Genomic DNA, 13,990 nt, shown 5'->3' on the forward strand with positions numbered 1-13,990 from the left:
AATATACCAACTACGCATTATATTTGTCCTTAAACTTATAACTTACATGCGTTTATTTACTCTGGTTTCCAGTATGGTACTGGCCGTGACTCTTCTTGGATGCGGCAATAAGGATAAAGGTAACAGTTGCACCACGGCAGCAGAAGATGATGCCAAAATGCAAAAGTATATCACAGATAATGGTGTTTCTGCTACCAAACATGCCAGCGGTCTGTATTATCAGATCATTGAGCCGGGCACTGGTTCAACTCCCACCATCAATTCAACTGTGAAAGCGAAATATACAGGTACATACACCAACAAGACTTCCTTCGATGGAGGAGAGGCCAGTTTCCCGCTGGGTGGCGTAATTGAAGGTTGGCAAATAGGTATTCCCCTGATCAAGCAGGGAGGAAAAATAAAACTCATCATTCCGCCTTACCTGGCTTATGGATGCAATGATTACAGGGGAATTCCCGGCAATTCAGTTTTGGTATTTGATGTGGAATTACTGGAAGTGAAGTAGACCGGCAAGCTGTTCAATTTATGGGTGCGGGATGTGAGTCCCGTTCCCCTTGTGAGGAGGGAGCGAAAACCATTCGGTGGCATGCGGCCGCAGGAGTGAGTTGCAGGCATCCGGTCCCCATGTTCCTGCAGGATAGAATTCCAGCTTTTTACCGCGATGTTTTTCCCAGGCATCCAGAATAGGCATCACTACTTTCCAGGCAGCTTCTATCTGATCTGCCCGCATGAACAGCGTGGCATCGCCATGCAATGCATCTATCAACAATGCTTCATAGGCTTCAGGTAGTGTTTCTGAATAAGCATCCTGGTACATGAAGTCCATTTCAACCGGCTTCAATTTCATTTCCAATCCGGGCACTTTACTTTCAAACAGCAAACTGATTTCCAATTCAGGCTGAATACTAATGATCAGGCGGTTCGGAACGATATCATCTTTAAATATTTTATTGGGTGAGTCCTTAAACTGGATCACGATCACAGAGGATTGCCTGGGCATTGATTTACCCGTACGAAGAAAAAAAGGAACGCCTTTCCAACGTTCATTATCGATATTTAATTTGGCTGCTACAAATGTTTCTGTATTGGAATCCGCTGCAACCTGCTCCTCGTTACGATAAGCCGGCCTCGGCATATTGTTGACTGTACCCTCAGTATACTGTCCCCGGATCACTTGCTTAAATACATTTGCATTGGTATAGGGCCGTATACTTTTCAGAACCCGTGTTTTGGCATCCCGGATGGTTTCTGCTTCATATGCGGCCGGACACTCCATTGCAATAACGCATAAGAGCTGGAGCAAATGATTCTGGATCATATCGCGCAAGGCGCCACTGCTGTCATAATATCCCCCGCGTTTTCCTACTCCCACTTCCTCTGCTACACTGATCTGGATATGATCGATGTATTTATTGTTCCACAATGGCTCAAATACATAATTGGCAAAACGGAAAGCCATAATATTTTGTACAGTTTCTTTGCCCAGGTAATGATCTATCCGGTACACCTGTTTTTCATCGAACCGCTCTTGCAGAAAACGGTTCAATTTGCGTGCGGTGGTCAGGTCTGTTCCGAATGGTTTTTCAATGATCATCCGGTGCAGCGCAATCTTGTTACACAATTTATGTTTGTGGAGCGCTTCCGAAATGATTTCAATAAAACGGGGAGCTACTGCAAAGTAGAATAACCGGACGCCGGGTTGCTCATTCGCCTTATCGAATGCAGTCAACTTTTCTTTCAGTCCGGTAAAAGTACCAGCCTGAAGAAAATCCCCCTGCACATAGAAGATCCGCTGCGCAAAGGTTTCCCAGATAACGGGATCTGCTTTGCCATTGCGGCTGAATTGATTGATGCCATCCAGCAAGTCTGCTTTAAAGACCTCCTCATCCATCGGAAGAAAATCTACACAATAAATAACGAACCTGGAAGGCAGGTGGTTATCGATAAATAAATTATACAGAGCTGGGATCAGTTTTCGCCTGGTGAGATCGCCTTTGGCGCCAAAAATTGTGATGGCGGCGGCGGGGATAACTTTTGTTTCTGTCATTTTCTGTCTGTTTCTGTGTGACGTTCTGCTTCCGTAATTGCGCTGATGGATGTAAGTAACAAACTTAGGTATTAATTGGCTGAGTTGAAAGGCCGATAATTTGGTACTGTTGTAGGATTATTGAGTTTTTTGAACTTTCTTGTCAGGAAATGAAAACAATTAACACGGTCGCTTTCCTGCTAATTCTTTTAGCTTCATCTTGCCTTGTACGGGGGCAAGCCAGGCAAACGGGCATTGACACGCTTGTTATGAAACTTGGAGAAACCTTTATGAACGACCAACAAGCGGTCGGGCTTTCCATCGGCGTTTACAATAATGGAGAAGTTTCCTTTTACAATTTTGGAACTATTGAAAAAGGGAAAGCAATACAACCGACACAAAACACAGTGTATGAAATTGGGTCAGTAACAAAGGCCTTTGTCAGTTTGATTTTGGCAAATGCTGTCATTGAAAAGAAAGTCAATCTCAATGACGACATCAGAAAATATCTTCACGGCCATTATCCCAATTTAGAATACGCAAAGAAACCAATTACAGTAGAGCAATTGGCAAATACAACTTCAGGTCTTCCGAATTGGCTGCCGGCAACGCCTAAAGAAATAACGAATGCACCAGCTGACTCTTCCGCATTTTTGAGAGACAGAATATATGGCAGCTATACTGAGAAAGATTTTTATACAGCTTTGCGAAAAGTTGAATTGGATACTATTCCCGGTTTCAAAACAAGACATTCGAATGCTGCTGCACAATTATTGACTTATATTTTGGAAAAAGTATATGCTACCTCTATAGACAATTTGGTGAAAAAGTATGTGCTGGAGCCAAACAAAATGGACAATACTTCTTTCCTGGCTTCAGCTTCAAATAGTAAATCCCTGGCAATGGGTTACGATGGAAAGGGAAACAAAATGCCTTATTTCACCACGCAGTATATGAAAGGTGTTGGCGGCCTGAATTCAACAACTGCCGACCTCATGAAATTCATAAAATTACAACTGGACAAAAAAGACGATGCGATCAGTCTGACCCAAAAAAGATCCTTCGATGCCGGCTACTATAGCATTGGTCTGAGTTGGCTCAAATACAAACATGACAATGGAAAACACCAGGTCTGGACGGATGGCGGCACATATGGATTTGTAAGTTATATTGTATTTTATCCGGAAATAAACAGTGGAGTAGTGCTGCTGTCAAATATAGCAGACGATTCAACGCCAGGTAAGTTGGGCAATATTGCTTACCAGCTTTTTGAGCTGATGCAGCGGCAATAAAACTTATTGAAAAACTGAAAATGGTGAGGTTTCCTGCATTGTGGTGTTTGCTGAAAATTGTTGAACCAATTGTTTCAAAGTGAAAACCGGATTTATTTATAGAACCCAATGGGGGGACAGATGTAAGGTTTTGATGTTTGATAAAAAAGAAATTTTTTATCAAGCAGTTGACGAAAATAACGCGTTAGTGTATGCTAAATATAGAACTCAAATTTATACGAGAACAGAAACTGATTTTTTTAGCAATACTTCTGAATTAATTAAGGGATCGGGTTTGACAAAACAGGAGGAAGGCATTCACAGGCCAGATTTGCCTTTAAGATTAAATTGTTTTAAAGAATCATTCTGGACTGTTGATAGGTTTGAAACACCAGATGATTTCAAAACATTCCTTAATCAACAGTTGATCGACCATGAAAAAATTGAAAATTTGCATACCAGCAAAATTGTCGTTATCCCTACGGGACAAACGGGTGCAAATAAGAAATCAGTGTTGTTGGAAAATAACGAAGGTGTATTTGATGGACTTGAATTGATGTTTAATTGCTTCAATATCCAACAACAGTATGTAAAACCAGAAAAAAGATATTTTTCAAGACACAGACTAGCTCAGAAAGGAAGGGAAGAAAAACGATTAACCGGTTTTGGATTATATCGTTTAGGAATCCAGGGGAATATTCCTTCATTTTACTTAGGTGGCTACATGAGTTTTGGTGAGCTGGAAACAGATGATAGCTTAATTGTGTAACATCATTTAGATATTCAACATAATCTTATTGCATCTACATGGAAGTATAACTGCTCTGCAATAGGTAAAAACAAAAGCCCCGCAAATTGCGAGGCTTTTCTGTGGGAGTTGACGGGTTCGAACCGCCGACCCTCTGCTTGTAAGGCAGATGCTCTGAACCAGCTGAGCTAAACTCCCTTTTTGGTATCCCTTTGTTCGTTTGGGAGTGCAAAGATAGGGATTGGAATATTCTCACCAAATTTTTATCAAAAAAAACGGAAGTTTTTTTCTCCAACACCATCATACTGAATGCATCACGAGCATCACCTCCTCCCAATGCCTCAGCTTCCGCTCTTGCACCCTTGCCATATTTATATAACTTTGCCCTATTATTAAATCGTACTTATGGCATTTGACGGACCTACACGGCCTTATCAGGAAGACGATACAGATGTGCTCACCAGCGTTGAGGAACCCTGTAGCCTGATTGTGTGGAATGATGAGGTGAATACCTTCGAATGGGTGATCGAAACACTGATGGCTGTTTGCGGACATTCCGCGGAGCAGGCTGAGCAGTGCGCCTACATCATCCACTTTCAGGGAAAGTATGCTGTGAAGAACGGAACCTTCGACGAGCTCAAACCGCAATGCGATGCCATTACAGACAGAGGCATCGGCGCTACCATCGAGGTAGTGGCTGCATAATTCTCCACTCAGGCCATGCCATTATTTGCACTGGACAATACACTTCATTTTCCTCCGGTCCATATGGCGGAACCGGACGGGCTGCTTGCTGTTGGTGGCGATCTCACTCTTCCCAGGCTGGAGCTGGCCTATCGCAATGGTATCTTTCCCTGGTACGAGGGGGAATACATTCTCTGGTGGTGCCCGGATCCCCGTTTCGTTATCTTTCCCGAAGAGCTCCGCATCAGTAAAAGCATGCAGCAGCTTTTCAAAAAAGGAGCTTTCAAGTTCACCATCAATAAGGCATTTCGAGAAGTGATCAGCAATTGTCAGCAGATCAACAGGGAAGGACAGGATGGAACCTGGATCACCACTGATGTGCTGGACGCCTATTCCGCTTTTCATCAGGCAGGCTTTGCACACAGCGCGGAAGCATGGCTGGATGGTGAACTGGTAGGAGGCTGTTATGGAGTAAGGATAGGAAATGTTTTTTTCGGAGAAAGCATGTTCAGTAAGGTCAGTAATGCCAGCAAGTTTGCATTCATCAAATACGCGCAACAATTGATCCGCGAAGGTGTAAAGCTGATCGATTGCCAGGTATACACATCCCATCTCGAAAGCCTTGGCGCGCGTATGATCCCGCGCACTCAATTCATTGGACTGCTAAAGGCGAACGGAGTGTAAGTCATTCGGCAGCATGGCCCGCCAGGTAGGCCAGTCGTGCGTCCATTCCGGTCCCCAGATATTCAGATCGTAACGGATCGACTTCGCATGAAGAATGCCTGCCAGTTGTCTCGCAGCCTGCGGATCCTCATATGCTCCACTCCCGGAAAGTATATGGATATGATTGCTTTTACGGATCTGCTCCAATAGCGAATGATCGTTGAGGTTAGGAAGATAATGAACGGGGCTGTTGAAATATACATCATCATCAAAATACCCTCGCGTATATTCCGTCAATGCATACACGCCGCTCATGGCGATGCAGCCATTGATCAGATCGGGCCGTTTAAAAAAAAGATTAGCGCTATGTAATGCCCCGAAACTGGCGCCACAGGTAAGTATCGGCGTGTCCTCACTTGTTTCCTTTCTGATGAAGGGGATCACTTCCTCAAAAACATACTGGTTCCACTGTTGATGACGGATGGCTTTTTGCCGCGGTTCAACAGCCTGGTTCATCCAGCTTTCATTATTGATACTGTCGATGGAGAAAACCTTCACAACCCCTGCATCGATCTGCGGCCGAAGCGAATCGATCAGCTGGAATCTCTCATACTCCAGGTAATCGGCTGCTGCTGTAGGGATCAGCAATAAAGCGAAACCATAGAAGCCATAAACGGCTACGGGCATATTCTTGTTGAGGGCCGGGCTGTGCCAGGCGGTGAGTTTGCGCTCCATAGGCTGATTCAGATTGCTTCACTGAATGTAACGAAAAAACAGGAACGACGCATTATTGCGGCTAGCCGTAACAAATTCTGCGGCTGATAGCGTAAAGGGATATGTCAACGCGGCTGGGAAATGAACCGGCGCGGGAGAATATTAATGGGGCTGTGAATAGGAGTGATGGGACGGTAGAATATATATCGTCTTCTTCGCTTACATTTCACAAGGCCGCTTAAGACATATCCCGTTTACGCAGCACGATAATAGTGCTGCAGTTTTGAGGCGGGAATTTTACGGCATTTGGTACTAATAACAGCAGCAAAAAAGGAATACTGATAAAAGTAAACAAGCCTGTCTGCTCCGAATTCCACAAAACTTTCTCGTTCCGCAATTCCATTTTTTCATTCAAATGATGCAAACTGAATGGCTGCACCTGCTGAGTGCCCATGCCGGCGCGGGATTATGAAAATACGGCCTTGGGAATATAAGCGATGGGGCCGGGAATAGTTCCCAAAGCCCCATCTTTCCAAACAAAAGTTCAATTATATTCTCCCGCGCCGGTATAATCCCCAGCCGTACTTTTCATAACCCAAGCCGGCGATTTAATTTCCTGCCAGCGGATTGTTGGACAACTCCACTTCCGGAATGGCAAATGTGAAGCGCGAAGGCACAGGCTTGCGGTTGGGCCTTGGGATGTTTGCGCGGACTTCGTTGATCATTTTCGCAACACGGTTGGTGCGCACCAGATCGAACCAGCGTTTGAATTCACCGATGAACTCATAGCCTCTCTCGCGGAAGACGAGATCATCGAAGGCTTCTTCATTCAGGCCTGCAGGCAGATCGGACACATTGCTGGGTGTATTGATGGGAAGTCCATAAGCTCTGCGTCTTACCTGGTTGATGTATTCGTAGGCATCAGTGGTAGGGCCATGATTGATCTTGTTATCGGCTTCTGCAAAGATGAGCAGTACATCGGCGTAACGCCAGAAGTAGAGATCATTGCCATTGCCGGTATCGATGGGCGCATTCGGATCTTTGTATTTGCCCATGCGGAAATCATAATCGGCATCAAGACTGGCGGGTGTTACAGCGCCATTGATGATATAACTGTTATAGAGACTGAATTTCTTACGGAGATCATTATCGTCCCAATTCTTAATTAGTGGCGCGTTGCTGGTGATGCCGCCGAATTTGTTACCGCTGATGGAAAAGCCGGCTGCCCTGGCATTGGCATCGGCCCAGTAGCTGGCCATGAACGAACCCTGGTTGATCACCTGTGAGAATTTAAGCGAGAAGATATCTTCCTTGTTGGTGGGCAGGGTAGGTGAGTAAATTGTTGCGAGGGAAGTTTCGAGGTCATAGCCGTAAGTGGCTTTGTTGTCGATCACTTCTTTGGCTTTGAGTTTGGCATTCGGATAGTCGCCGCGTGTGAGGTATACATCGGCGAGAGCCGTCCTGGCGGCGCCGGCAGTAGCACGACCAGCTTTGGAGGACGCCACTGTTGGCGGTAACACCTTCTCTGCTTCCTGGAGGTCTTTGATGATCTGATCGTAGATCAAGGGAATATCGGAAGAGGCCAGCAGCACATCTTTTGAATTCAGGATGGGCTTGAGGCGCATCGGGAATTTACCGAATGTGCGGACTGCAAAATAGAAACAGATGGCGCGAACGAAATATGCTTCGCCGTAGGCTACTTTCCTGATGTCGTCGGAGAGGTTCGGACTATTGTCCAGCGTTACGATCAGCGAGTTGGCGCGACCGATCGCTTCGTACAAAGTGGTCCAGGGCTGGTTGAGCGCGGTATTGCTGGTGTTGAGGTTATTGTAATTGCTCCAGTTGATCTGGCTGCTGCCGCCGGCATCGGCGTACTCGGCCATCAGCTCAAAACCCAGACCGATAGTGGATTCCCAGAGCCGGCCACGGCTACGGGTGAGCGGTTCGTACACCCCAATTACTGTCTGTTCCAGCAGTGCGGGATCGAGGTTACCAAGACTGATGGTGGATTTTGGTTTCTCTTCCAGCAGTTTATCGCATCCTGTTTCCAGTACTGCGGTCAGCAGCAGGAGTATAACGGTGAGGAATATGCTATATCGTTTCATATGCTTTTTTTTACTGGTGGTGATCAGAATGTAAGGCTGAATCCGAGGTTGAAGGTTTTGGAAGATGGATAGGCCGCGAGGTCCACACCCTGTCTTCTGTCGTTCCCGTTGAAGGAGTTCACTTCGGGATCAAAGCCGGAATAGTTGGTCCAGGTGAGCAGGTTCTGTGCGCTCACATATACATTCAGGTTCTTGATGGCCTTCGAATTGAGTGGCACCTGGTAGTCGAGCCTGATATTGCGTAACCGGAAGAAAGAACCATCTTCCAGGTAACGGTCGGAGGTGCGGTGTTCATTGGCTGCTGTCTGACTGGGCCTGGGATAATAGTCCAGCGCTGCGCGCAGTTTATTGAACTGGTTGACCGGACTGGGATTGGTTAGTTCAACCAGGTTCCTGTTGTTGATCACACCACCGCTCACGCCTGCCCAAACGGATGAGAGCGTAAAGCGCTTATACCTGATCGTTGGTGTGAAGCCGTAAGTGAGATCAGGGTAGGGACTACCGATGATCTGGTTGTCAGAGCCATTGATCACGGGGCGGCCATTGGAACTGTCGCCGTTCAGGTTTTGATAAGTGGGAACACCGTCTTTGTCGAGGCCTGTGAATTTCGGTGCATAGAAAACCGAAAGAGGGTAACCCGGGCGGATGATGCTCACTGCGCCGGAAGCATCGTCGCCGCCGGTTTGTGTGGGAACATCTTTGTTATCGAGTGTTTTGAGCACCTTGTTCTTGTTGCCGGAGAAATTGAGATCGATGGAAACGGTCCAGTCTTCGTTATTCAATATGGTAGCGCCTGCACCGATCTCCCATCCTTTATTTTCCACTTCACCAACGTTATCGATGATCTGGCTGGCGCCTGTTCCCACACCGGCTCCCACGCCACCGGATGGAGGCAGTTGTACAAGAGCGAGCAGGTCCTTGGTCTTTTTCACATAGTAATCGAATGAGAAGCGGATGCGTTCATTGAGCAATCCAAGATCCAGGCCAACATTGGTCTGTGCAGTGGTTTCCCATTTGAGATTGGGGTTGGGGAAAGTGGGTGCGAGACCAACCACGATACCGGTTCCGGCACCCTGACTGGTATTCACTGCGCGACCGAGCAGCAGGCTTTGATAAGGTCTGATGGCGGGGTTTCCTGATTCGCCCCAGCTACCACGGATCTTGAGGTTGCTGATCCAGTGGAACTGCTGCATAAAGTTCTCTTCGGAAATGCGCCAGGCTGCCGATACGGAGGGGAACACGCCGTACTTGTTGTTCTCTGCAAATACAGAAGCGCCGTCGCGGCGGATGCTGGCGGAGACCAGGTAACGGTCTCTCACGTTGAAGCGCACACGACCGAATGCGGAAATGATAGTATTCTCGATCAGCGTAGTCACCGGTTTGCTCACAGTGGTTGCTGAACTGAAACTATAGTTTTTGAGATCATCATTTACAAAGCCGGAAGCAAGGAGATCGGTTGTGTTGAGTCTTTCATGCTGATAGCTCATACCGGCGATGGCTTCGAGGGCGATGTCCTGTGTAAGGTCCTTTTTGTATTCGAGGAAGTCTTCCAGCAATACGGATGTTTTGTCGTAGTTGCCGAGCTCTGCCACACCTGCAGCCTGTCCGAGACGAGGCAGGATGCGCGGGAAATAGAGATCGCGGCGGATCTGGTAGTAGTCGCCCGATACACGAGTAGTATTGGTCAGGCCTTTGGCGATGGTGGCTTTGAGATCGATGCCACCCTGGATACGTGTTGTGGTATTGCGGTCCAGTGTTTCTTCTGCGAGCGCCACCGGGTTTTCGGCGTCGATACCATTGAAGCCATAGGGTGTAACATCAGCATAAGTACCGTCGGGATTCCTTACAGGCACTACAGGCAATGCGCGCAGCACAGAGCCCATACCGGACTTTCCGAAGTTGCGGGTATTGTCGCCCTGCGAAGGAGAGAAGCCGTCCTGCACGCCTCTTGAAACTGTGAGGCGGGTAGCAAGACTGAAATAATCGCTGAGCCTGTTATCGAGGTTCACGCGGAGCGAGCCACGTTTGTATCCGCTGTTGCGTACGATGCCCTGCTGATCGAAATAACCGCCGGAAACATAGTAGCGGCTCTTTTCATTACCACCGGAAACGCTGATGGAATTGTTGAGCAGCAAAGCGGTGCGGAAGGTTTCATCCTGCCAGTCTGTATTCGCTGCGGGAACTGTAGCAGGGAAGTCGCCCGGCAGCGCCAGTCCTGAATTGGTATAATAAGCTTTCGTGTAGTTGTACCATTCTTCACTATTCATCATATCAAGTTTCTTTCGCAGTTTCTGAATGCCCACCGAATGATCGAATACCACGCGGGGAACGCCTGCTTTTCCTGATCGTGTGGTAACCATCACTACGCCATTGGCGCCGCGGGAGCCGTAGATAGCGGTGGCGGCGGCATCTTTGAGCACTTCAATTGATTCTATATCCGAAGGGTTGATAGTGGCCAGGCCATTGACGCCGCGCACATCATCGTTGAACTGTGGTAAACCGTCGATCACATATAGCGGTTCGTTGCCGCCTGCTATGGAACTGACGCCACGGATGCGGATGCTGATCCCTGCGCCGGGTTGTCCGGATGTTTGCTGCACCTGAACGCCGGGCATGCGGCCGCTCATGGCCTGTTCTACAGATACCACGGGCATTTCGCGGAGCTTATCACCACGAAGTGAACTGACGGATCCTGTAAGATCGGACTTTCGTTGGGTGCCATATCCCACCACTACAACATCCGTCAGGCTTTTGGCATCGCCTTTCAGTTGTACTTCGATGGGGCCATCGCCCGCGGTAGTCACTTCCTTCGTTTCATAGCCAACTGAAGAGAATACCAGCACGGTGCTGCCGGTGGCAGGAACGCTAAGGGAAAAACTGCCATTGTCTGCTGAAGTAGTAACTACGCTACTTCCTTTAAGTTGAATGGAAACACCTGCAAGTGGTTGTTTGTCTGTGGAGGTTACTTTTCCGGTTAGCCGTTTGTTTTGTGCATAAGTGGAGAGTGCAGTCAACAAAAGAACCATTATTACCGGTAATGGTATTAATCGCATAGCAATCATTTTGAATTATTGTAGCAATATTCCAATGTTATACTACGAAGAATTTCCAGCTTGTAGCTGAAAACTTACGGAATCGTTTTCGCTTCGGATCCAAATGGGAATGTTAAAGCGGCAGGCTGTAATGCCCGTGGGGAGGGGATTGCAGGCAGGATAAGATGGCAGGGAGCAACTGCTCCCCGCTGTTATTTTCCAATCACCAGTTTTTTGGTGATCCTGAAATGGCCCATTCTTAATTCCACCAGATAAACCCCATTTACATATCCGGCAACGGGTAGAGGGATCCTGAATTGTTGCTGCGTTTTCCGAAATGTATGGTTGTAAAATTGTACGCCTGAGATACCGGTGATGGATACCTGAACAGGGCCGGTATAACTGTGATCTATCAACGCAAAAGCGGTATTGGTGGCTGGCATCGGATAAAGCTGCACAGACCGGTCATTGGTGGGGTCAGTTATGCTCAGCACAACATCTGGCTCCAGTACTGCCTGGAAGGGGCGCTCTGTGCCGAAGGGTTGCTGAACTGTGCCCATGAAATGAAATTTCTTCTGCGTATCCGAATAAAGATCTGTGCAGGTGAGCGTATTGCCTTTGTTGCCAAATGCGGTGAACCCTTTCTGCATGCCGTTGACGTCTGTACGGAACAGAACTCCAAAGCTTTCCTTTGCTCCAAACTCAGGCTGGCCAGTAGTACCGGCAATATAGTATTGTCCTCCGTATTCGATTACACTTATTCCGGCATCCATCTTATCGATATGGTATTCTTTCTCCCATAGTAACCTGCCGGTTGCGTCTGTCTTCAATAAAAGCAGGTCTTGTTTGCCCGGTTCTCCCGGATATCGTACATAGCCTGTGACCAGGTAATCATTGGTTGAAGTAACGATCACTTTATTGCCCACAGCCATATTGTTGCCACGTGGAAAGGTTTTGTACCACTGAAGCGTTCCCTGGAGGTCCAGTTTACTGAGATAGGTGGCACAGGCAGGGTCCTGCATCTCCTGCATGAAGCCGGTTACCAGTATTTGATTATCGGGAGTTATCTGGATGCTTCTTCCATAGATCCATTTGCTGTTGAGCCGGTGTTTGTATTTCCACTGCTCATCTCCCTGTTGGTTCAGTTTGATCACGCAGAGCATCCTCACTGTGCTGCCGGTGCCTTCATGTTCCATGCCGCAGAGCAGGTAGCCACCGTCCGGCGCCATCACGGCATCTTTGATGTAGTTGGCGTATACTTTCTTAGTCCAGCTGATCCTGCCATCAGCATCTAATTTTGAAACGAAGTAGTCATTGACGAAAAGCGGGTTCCTGACTTCTGTTATGGAGAGGAAGCTGCCGTCTTTCATGGGTTTCATCATTACGCTCTGAACACCGTTACCAGGAGCTTCCTGGTGCCAGATCACATTGCCCTTCGCATCGGCGCGGGTGATGTATGGGCGCATTTCGTCGGTGCCCGGGTGGAGCAGGGATGCAGCCATCACCATGCCGCCATCTGGCAGAAGGGCTCCGTTGGTCAGGCGCTGAATGGGGCTGTGCGGATCTGTATTGGTGCTTACGATCCCTGAAGGATTGAGCAGGGGATGCGGAAAAGTATATTCAGGGAAAATTCCATCAACATTTGTTTTGAGTAATACGGGTTCGGTGAGTATCGTGTAGTAAGTGGTGGATTGTCCGCCAATGAAGATGTTGCCATCTTTATCAATCAGCAGGCTGCGGCTGTAATCCATCGCCGGTGAACCATATGATTTTATCCAGACTGTTTCACCGGCGGCGTCCAGTTTTACCAGGGCCATGTCTGTGTTGTTCTGGTTCAGGTCGCCGGAAGTATATCCCACGCGCGCCAGGATCATGTAACCATCACCAGTAACCGTAATACCATCATCGATGTCGCCGAGATAGAAATCATGTTTTTTTACCCACTCGGTATTTCCTTTATCATCTGTTTTAAGCAGGAGGATATCATCATTTTTGACACCGGTGAGTTGTACCCCGGAGTAGAGATAGCCGCCATTGGGAGTTTTGATCACACGCCTGATGATGGTAAGTGCCTCCTGTGGTCCGGTGAATGCTACAGGTTGTTCGGTGATATTGCCATCTGTATCGCATTTGAAATGATGAAGCGCCATATCACCGGGGCTCATATGCAGGAATTCCACACCGCCATTGTTGCCGGCAATTGCATTCATTTCATTGTACACATCAAAGCCCAGATGTCTTTCCCACAGGATATTGAAATCCTGGTCGAAGTACATCACAGCAGGATGCCTGCGTTGTTGTTCTACTTGTACAAATACCAGGAAGAAACGATTGTTGGTGGAAGGCACCAGGCGCAGGTTATCAAAGCTGCTGCTGATATCGAAAGCCAGTTCACGGAGCACCTGGCCGTTCGCATCCAGCCTGGTCAGTTTGATGGCCGGCTGCGTGCCTGTATACAGTCCGCCTGCGATCACTGTTAGCCCATTTGTGAGTTGCCCGAGATCCTGCAGGTCGTAACCGTTATGTCCGATGTTTACCTGTTTGAGTATGGCGCCCTGTTGATCGATTCGATATAATTCGGTACTGGTGAGAAAAGCGTATTCCGTATCACTTAGTCGCAAGAGCTTCCTGCAATAATGGGAGGAGTTGTCGGATTTGCGCAGGATCTTCTGGAATGACTGGGCCTGCAAGCATTGAAAACCGGTCAGGCAGCACAATAATAAAAGGGAATTCCGGAAGTGCATGGT

Annotated in this window: 10 protein-coding genes and 1 tRNA gene; 5 read left to right on the forward strand and 6 right to left on the reverse strand. The window is 47.7% G+C overall.

Translation table 11 applies throughout. The annotated features are described in order from the left end of the window. Positions 1–46 precede the first annotated feature (46 nt). Positions 47–505: an FKBP-type peptidyl-prolyl cis-trans isomerase gene (locus FSB84_RS20210; RefSeq protein ID WP_130539693.1), complete on the forward strand. Its 459-nt coding sequence runs from the start codon at positions 47–49 to the stop codon at positions 503–505. A gap of 18 nt (positions 506–523) precedes the next feature. On the opposite strand, the gene zwf is transcribed toward FSB84_RS20210, so the two are convergent. Continuing rightward, positions 524–2,047 (reverse strand): glucose-6-phosphate dehydrogenase, encoded by a 1,524-nt coding sequence (zwf, locus tag FSB84_RS20215; protein WP_130539694.1) that lies wholly within the window; start codon positions 2,045–2,047, stop codon positions 524–526. Between the two features lie 149 nt (positions 2,048–2,196). On the opposite strand from zwf, the gene FSB84_RS20220 reads away from it, so the two are divergent. Beyond that, positions 2,197–3,318, forward strand: coding sequence for a serine hydrolase domain-containing protein (locus FSB84_RS20220; RefSeq protein WP_130539695.1), 1,122 nt, complete (start codon positions 2,197–2,199; stop codon positions 3,316–3,318). Between the two features lie 79 nt (positions 3,319–3,397). Then, the gene (locus FSB84_RS20225) at positions 3,398–4,066 is read left to right on the forward strand and encodes a hypothetical protein (protein WP_130539696.1); all 669 of its coding nucleotides are present in this window, start codon (positions 3,398–3,400) and stop codon (positions 4,064–4,066) included. 102 nt (positions 4,067–4,168) lie between these two features. Here FSB84_RS20225 and FSB84_RS20230 read toward each other — a convergent pair. Beyond that, a tRNA-Val gene (locus tag FSB84_RS20230) sits at positions 4,169–4,243 on the reverse strand. A gap of 207 nt (positions 4,244–4,450) precedes the next feature. Here FSB84_RS20230 and FSB84_RS20235 point away from each other — a divergent pair. Next, entirely contained in the window at positions 4,451–4,750 is a 300-nt protein-coding gene (locus FSB84_RS20235) for an ATP-dependent Clp protease adaptor ClpS (protein WP_130539697.1), read from the forward strand. Positions 4,751–4,765: 15 nt separating this feature from the next. Next, the gene (gene aat, locus FSB84_RS20240; RefSeq protein WP_130539698.1) at positions 4,766–5,413 is read left to right on the forward strand and encodes a leucyl/phenylalanyl-tRNA--protein transferase; all 648 of its coding nucleotides are present in this window, start codon (positions 4,766–4,768) and stop codon (positions 5,411–5,413) included. Here aat and FSB84_RS20245 read toward each other — a convergent pair. The 4 genes from FSB84_RS20245 to FSB84_RS20260 all read right to left on the reverse strand — a co-directional run bounded on the left by FSB84_RS20245 (position 5,393) and on the right by FSB84_RS20260 (position 13,987). Continuing rightward, on the reverse strand, positions 5,393–6,127 hold the full coding sequence (locus FSB84_RS20245) for an esterase family protein (RefSeq protein ID WP_130539699.1): 735 nt from the start codon (positions 6,125–6,127) through the stop codon (positions 5,393–5,395). The two genes, aat and FSB84_RS20245, sit on opposite strands and share 21 nt — an antisense overlap. A 587-nt stretch (positions 6,128–6,714) precedes the next feature. Then, positions 6,715–8,211, reverse strand: a complete 1,497-nt coding sequence (locus tag FSB84_RS20250) for a RagB/SusD family nutrient uptake outer membrane protein (RefSeq protein WP_130539700.1) — start codon at positions 8,209–8,211, stop codon at positions 6,715–6,717. 23 nt (positions 8,212–8,234) lie between these two features. Then, positions 8,235–11,264, reverse strand: a complete 3,030-nt coding sequence (locus FSB84_RS20255) for a SusC/RagA family TonB-linked outer membrane protein (RefSeq protein ID WP_130539701.1) — start codon at positions 11,262–11,264, stop codon at positions 8,235–8,237. A gap of 191 nt (positions 11,265–11,455) precedes the next feature. Continuing rightward, positions 11,456–13,987: a T9SS type A sorting domain-containing protein gene (locus FSB84_RS20260; protein ID WP_130539702.1), complete on the reverse strand. Its 2,532-nt coding sequence runs from the start codon at positions 13,985–13,987 to the stop codon at positions 11,456–11,458. Between the last annotated feature and the right edge of the window lie 3 nt (positions 13,988–13,990).

Origin of the sequence: Pseudobacter ginsenosidimutans, assembly GCF_007970185.1 — a bacterium.
GTDB lineage: Bacteria > Bacteroidota > Bacteroidia > Chitinophagales > Chitinophagaceae > Pseudobacter > Pseudobacter ginsenosidimutans.

Excerpts from the sequence above, each read along its gene's own strand:
- aat (WP_130539698.1), top strand. The coding sequence starts at position 4,766 with ATGCCATTATTTGCACTGGACAATACACTTCATTTTCCTCCGGTCCAT.
- FSB84_RS20235 (WP_130539697.1), top strand. The coding sequence starts at position 4,451 with ATGGCATTTGACGGACCTACACGGCCTTATCAGGAAGACGATACAGAT.
- FSB84_RS20255 (WP_130539701.1), bottom strand. The coding sequence starts at position 11,264 with ATGCGATTAATACCATTACCGGTAATAATGGTTCTTTTGTTGACTGCA.
- FSB84_RS20260 (WP_130539702.1), bottom strand. The coding sequence starts at position 13,987 with ATGCACTTCCGGAATTCCCTTTTATTATTGTGCTGCCTGACCGGTTTT.
- FSB84_RS20220 (WP_130539695.1), top strand. The coding sequence starts at position 2,197 with ATGAAAACAATTAACACGGTCGCTTTCCTGCTAATTCTTTTAGCTTCA.
- zwf (WP_130539694.1), bottom strand. The coding sequence starts at position 2,047 with ATGACAGAAACAAAAGTTATCCCCGCCGCCGCCATCACAATTTTTGGC.
- FSB84_RS20250 (WP_130539700.1), bottom strand. The coding sequence starts at position 8,211 with ATGAAACGATATAGCATATTCCTCACCGTTATACTCCTGCTGCTGACC.
- FSB84_RS20210 (WP_130539693.1), top strand. The coding sequence starts at position 47 with ATGCGTTTATTTACTCTGGTTTCCAGTATGGTACTGGCCGTGACTCTT.
- FSB84_RS20245 (WP_130539699.1), bottom strand. The coding sequence starts at position 6,127 with ATGGAGCGCAAACTCACCGCCTGGCACAGCCCGGCCCTCAACAAGAAT.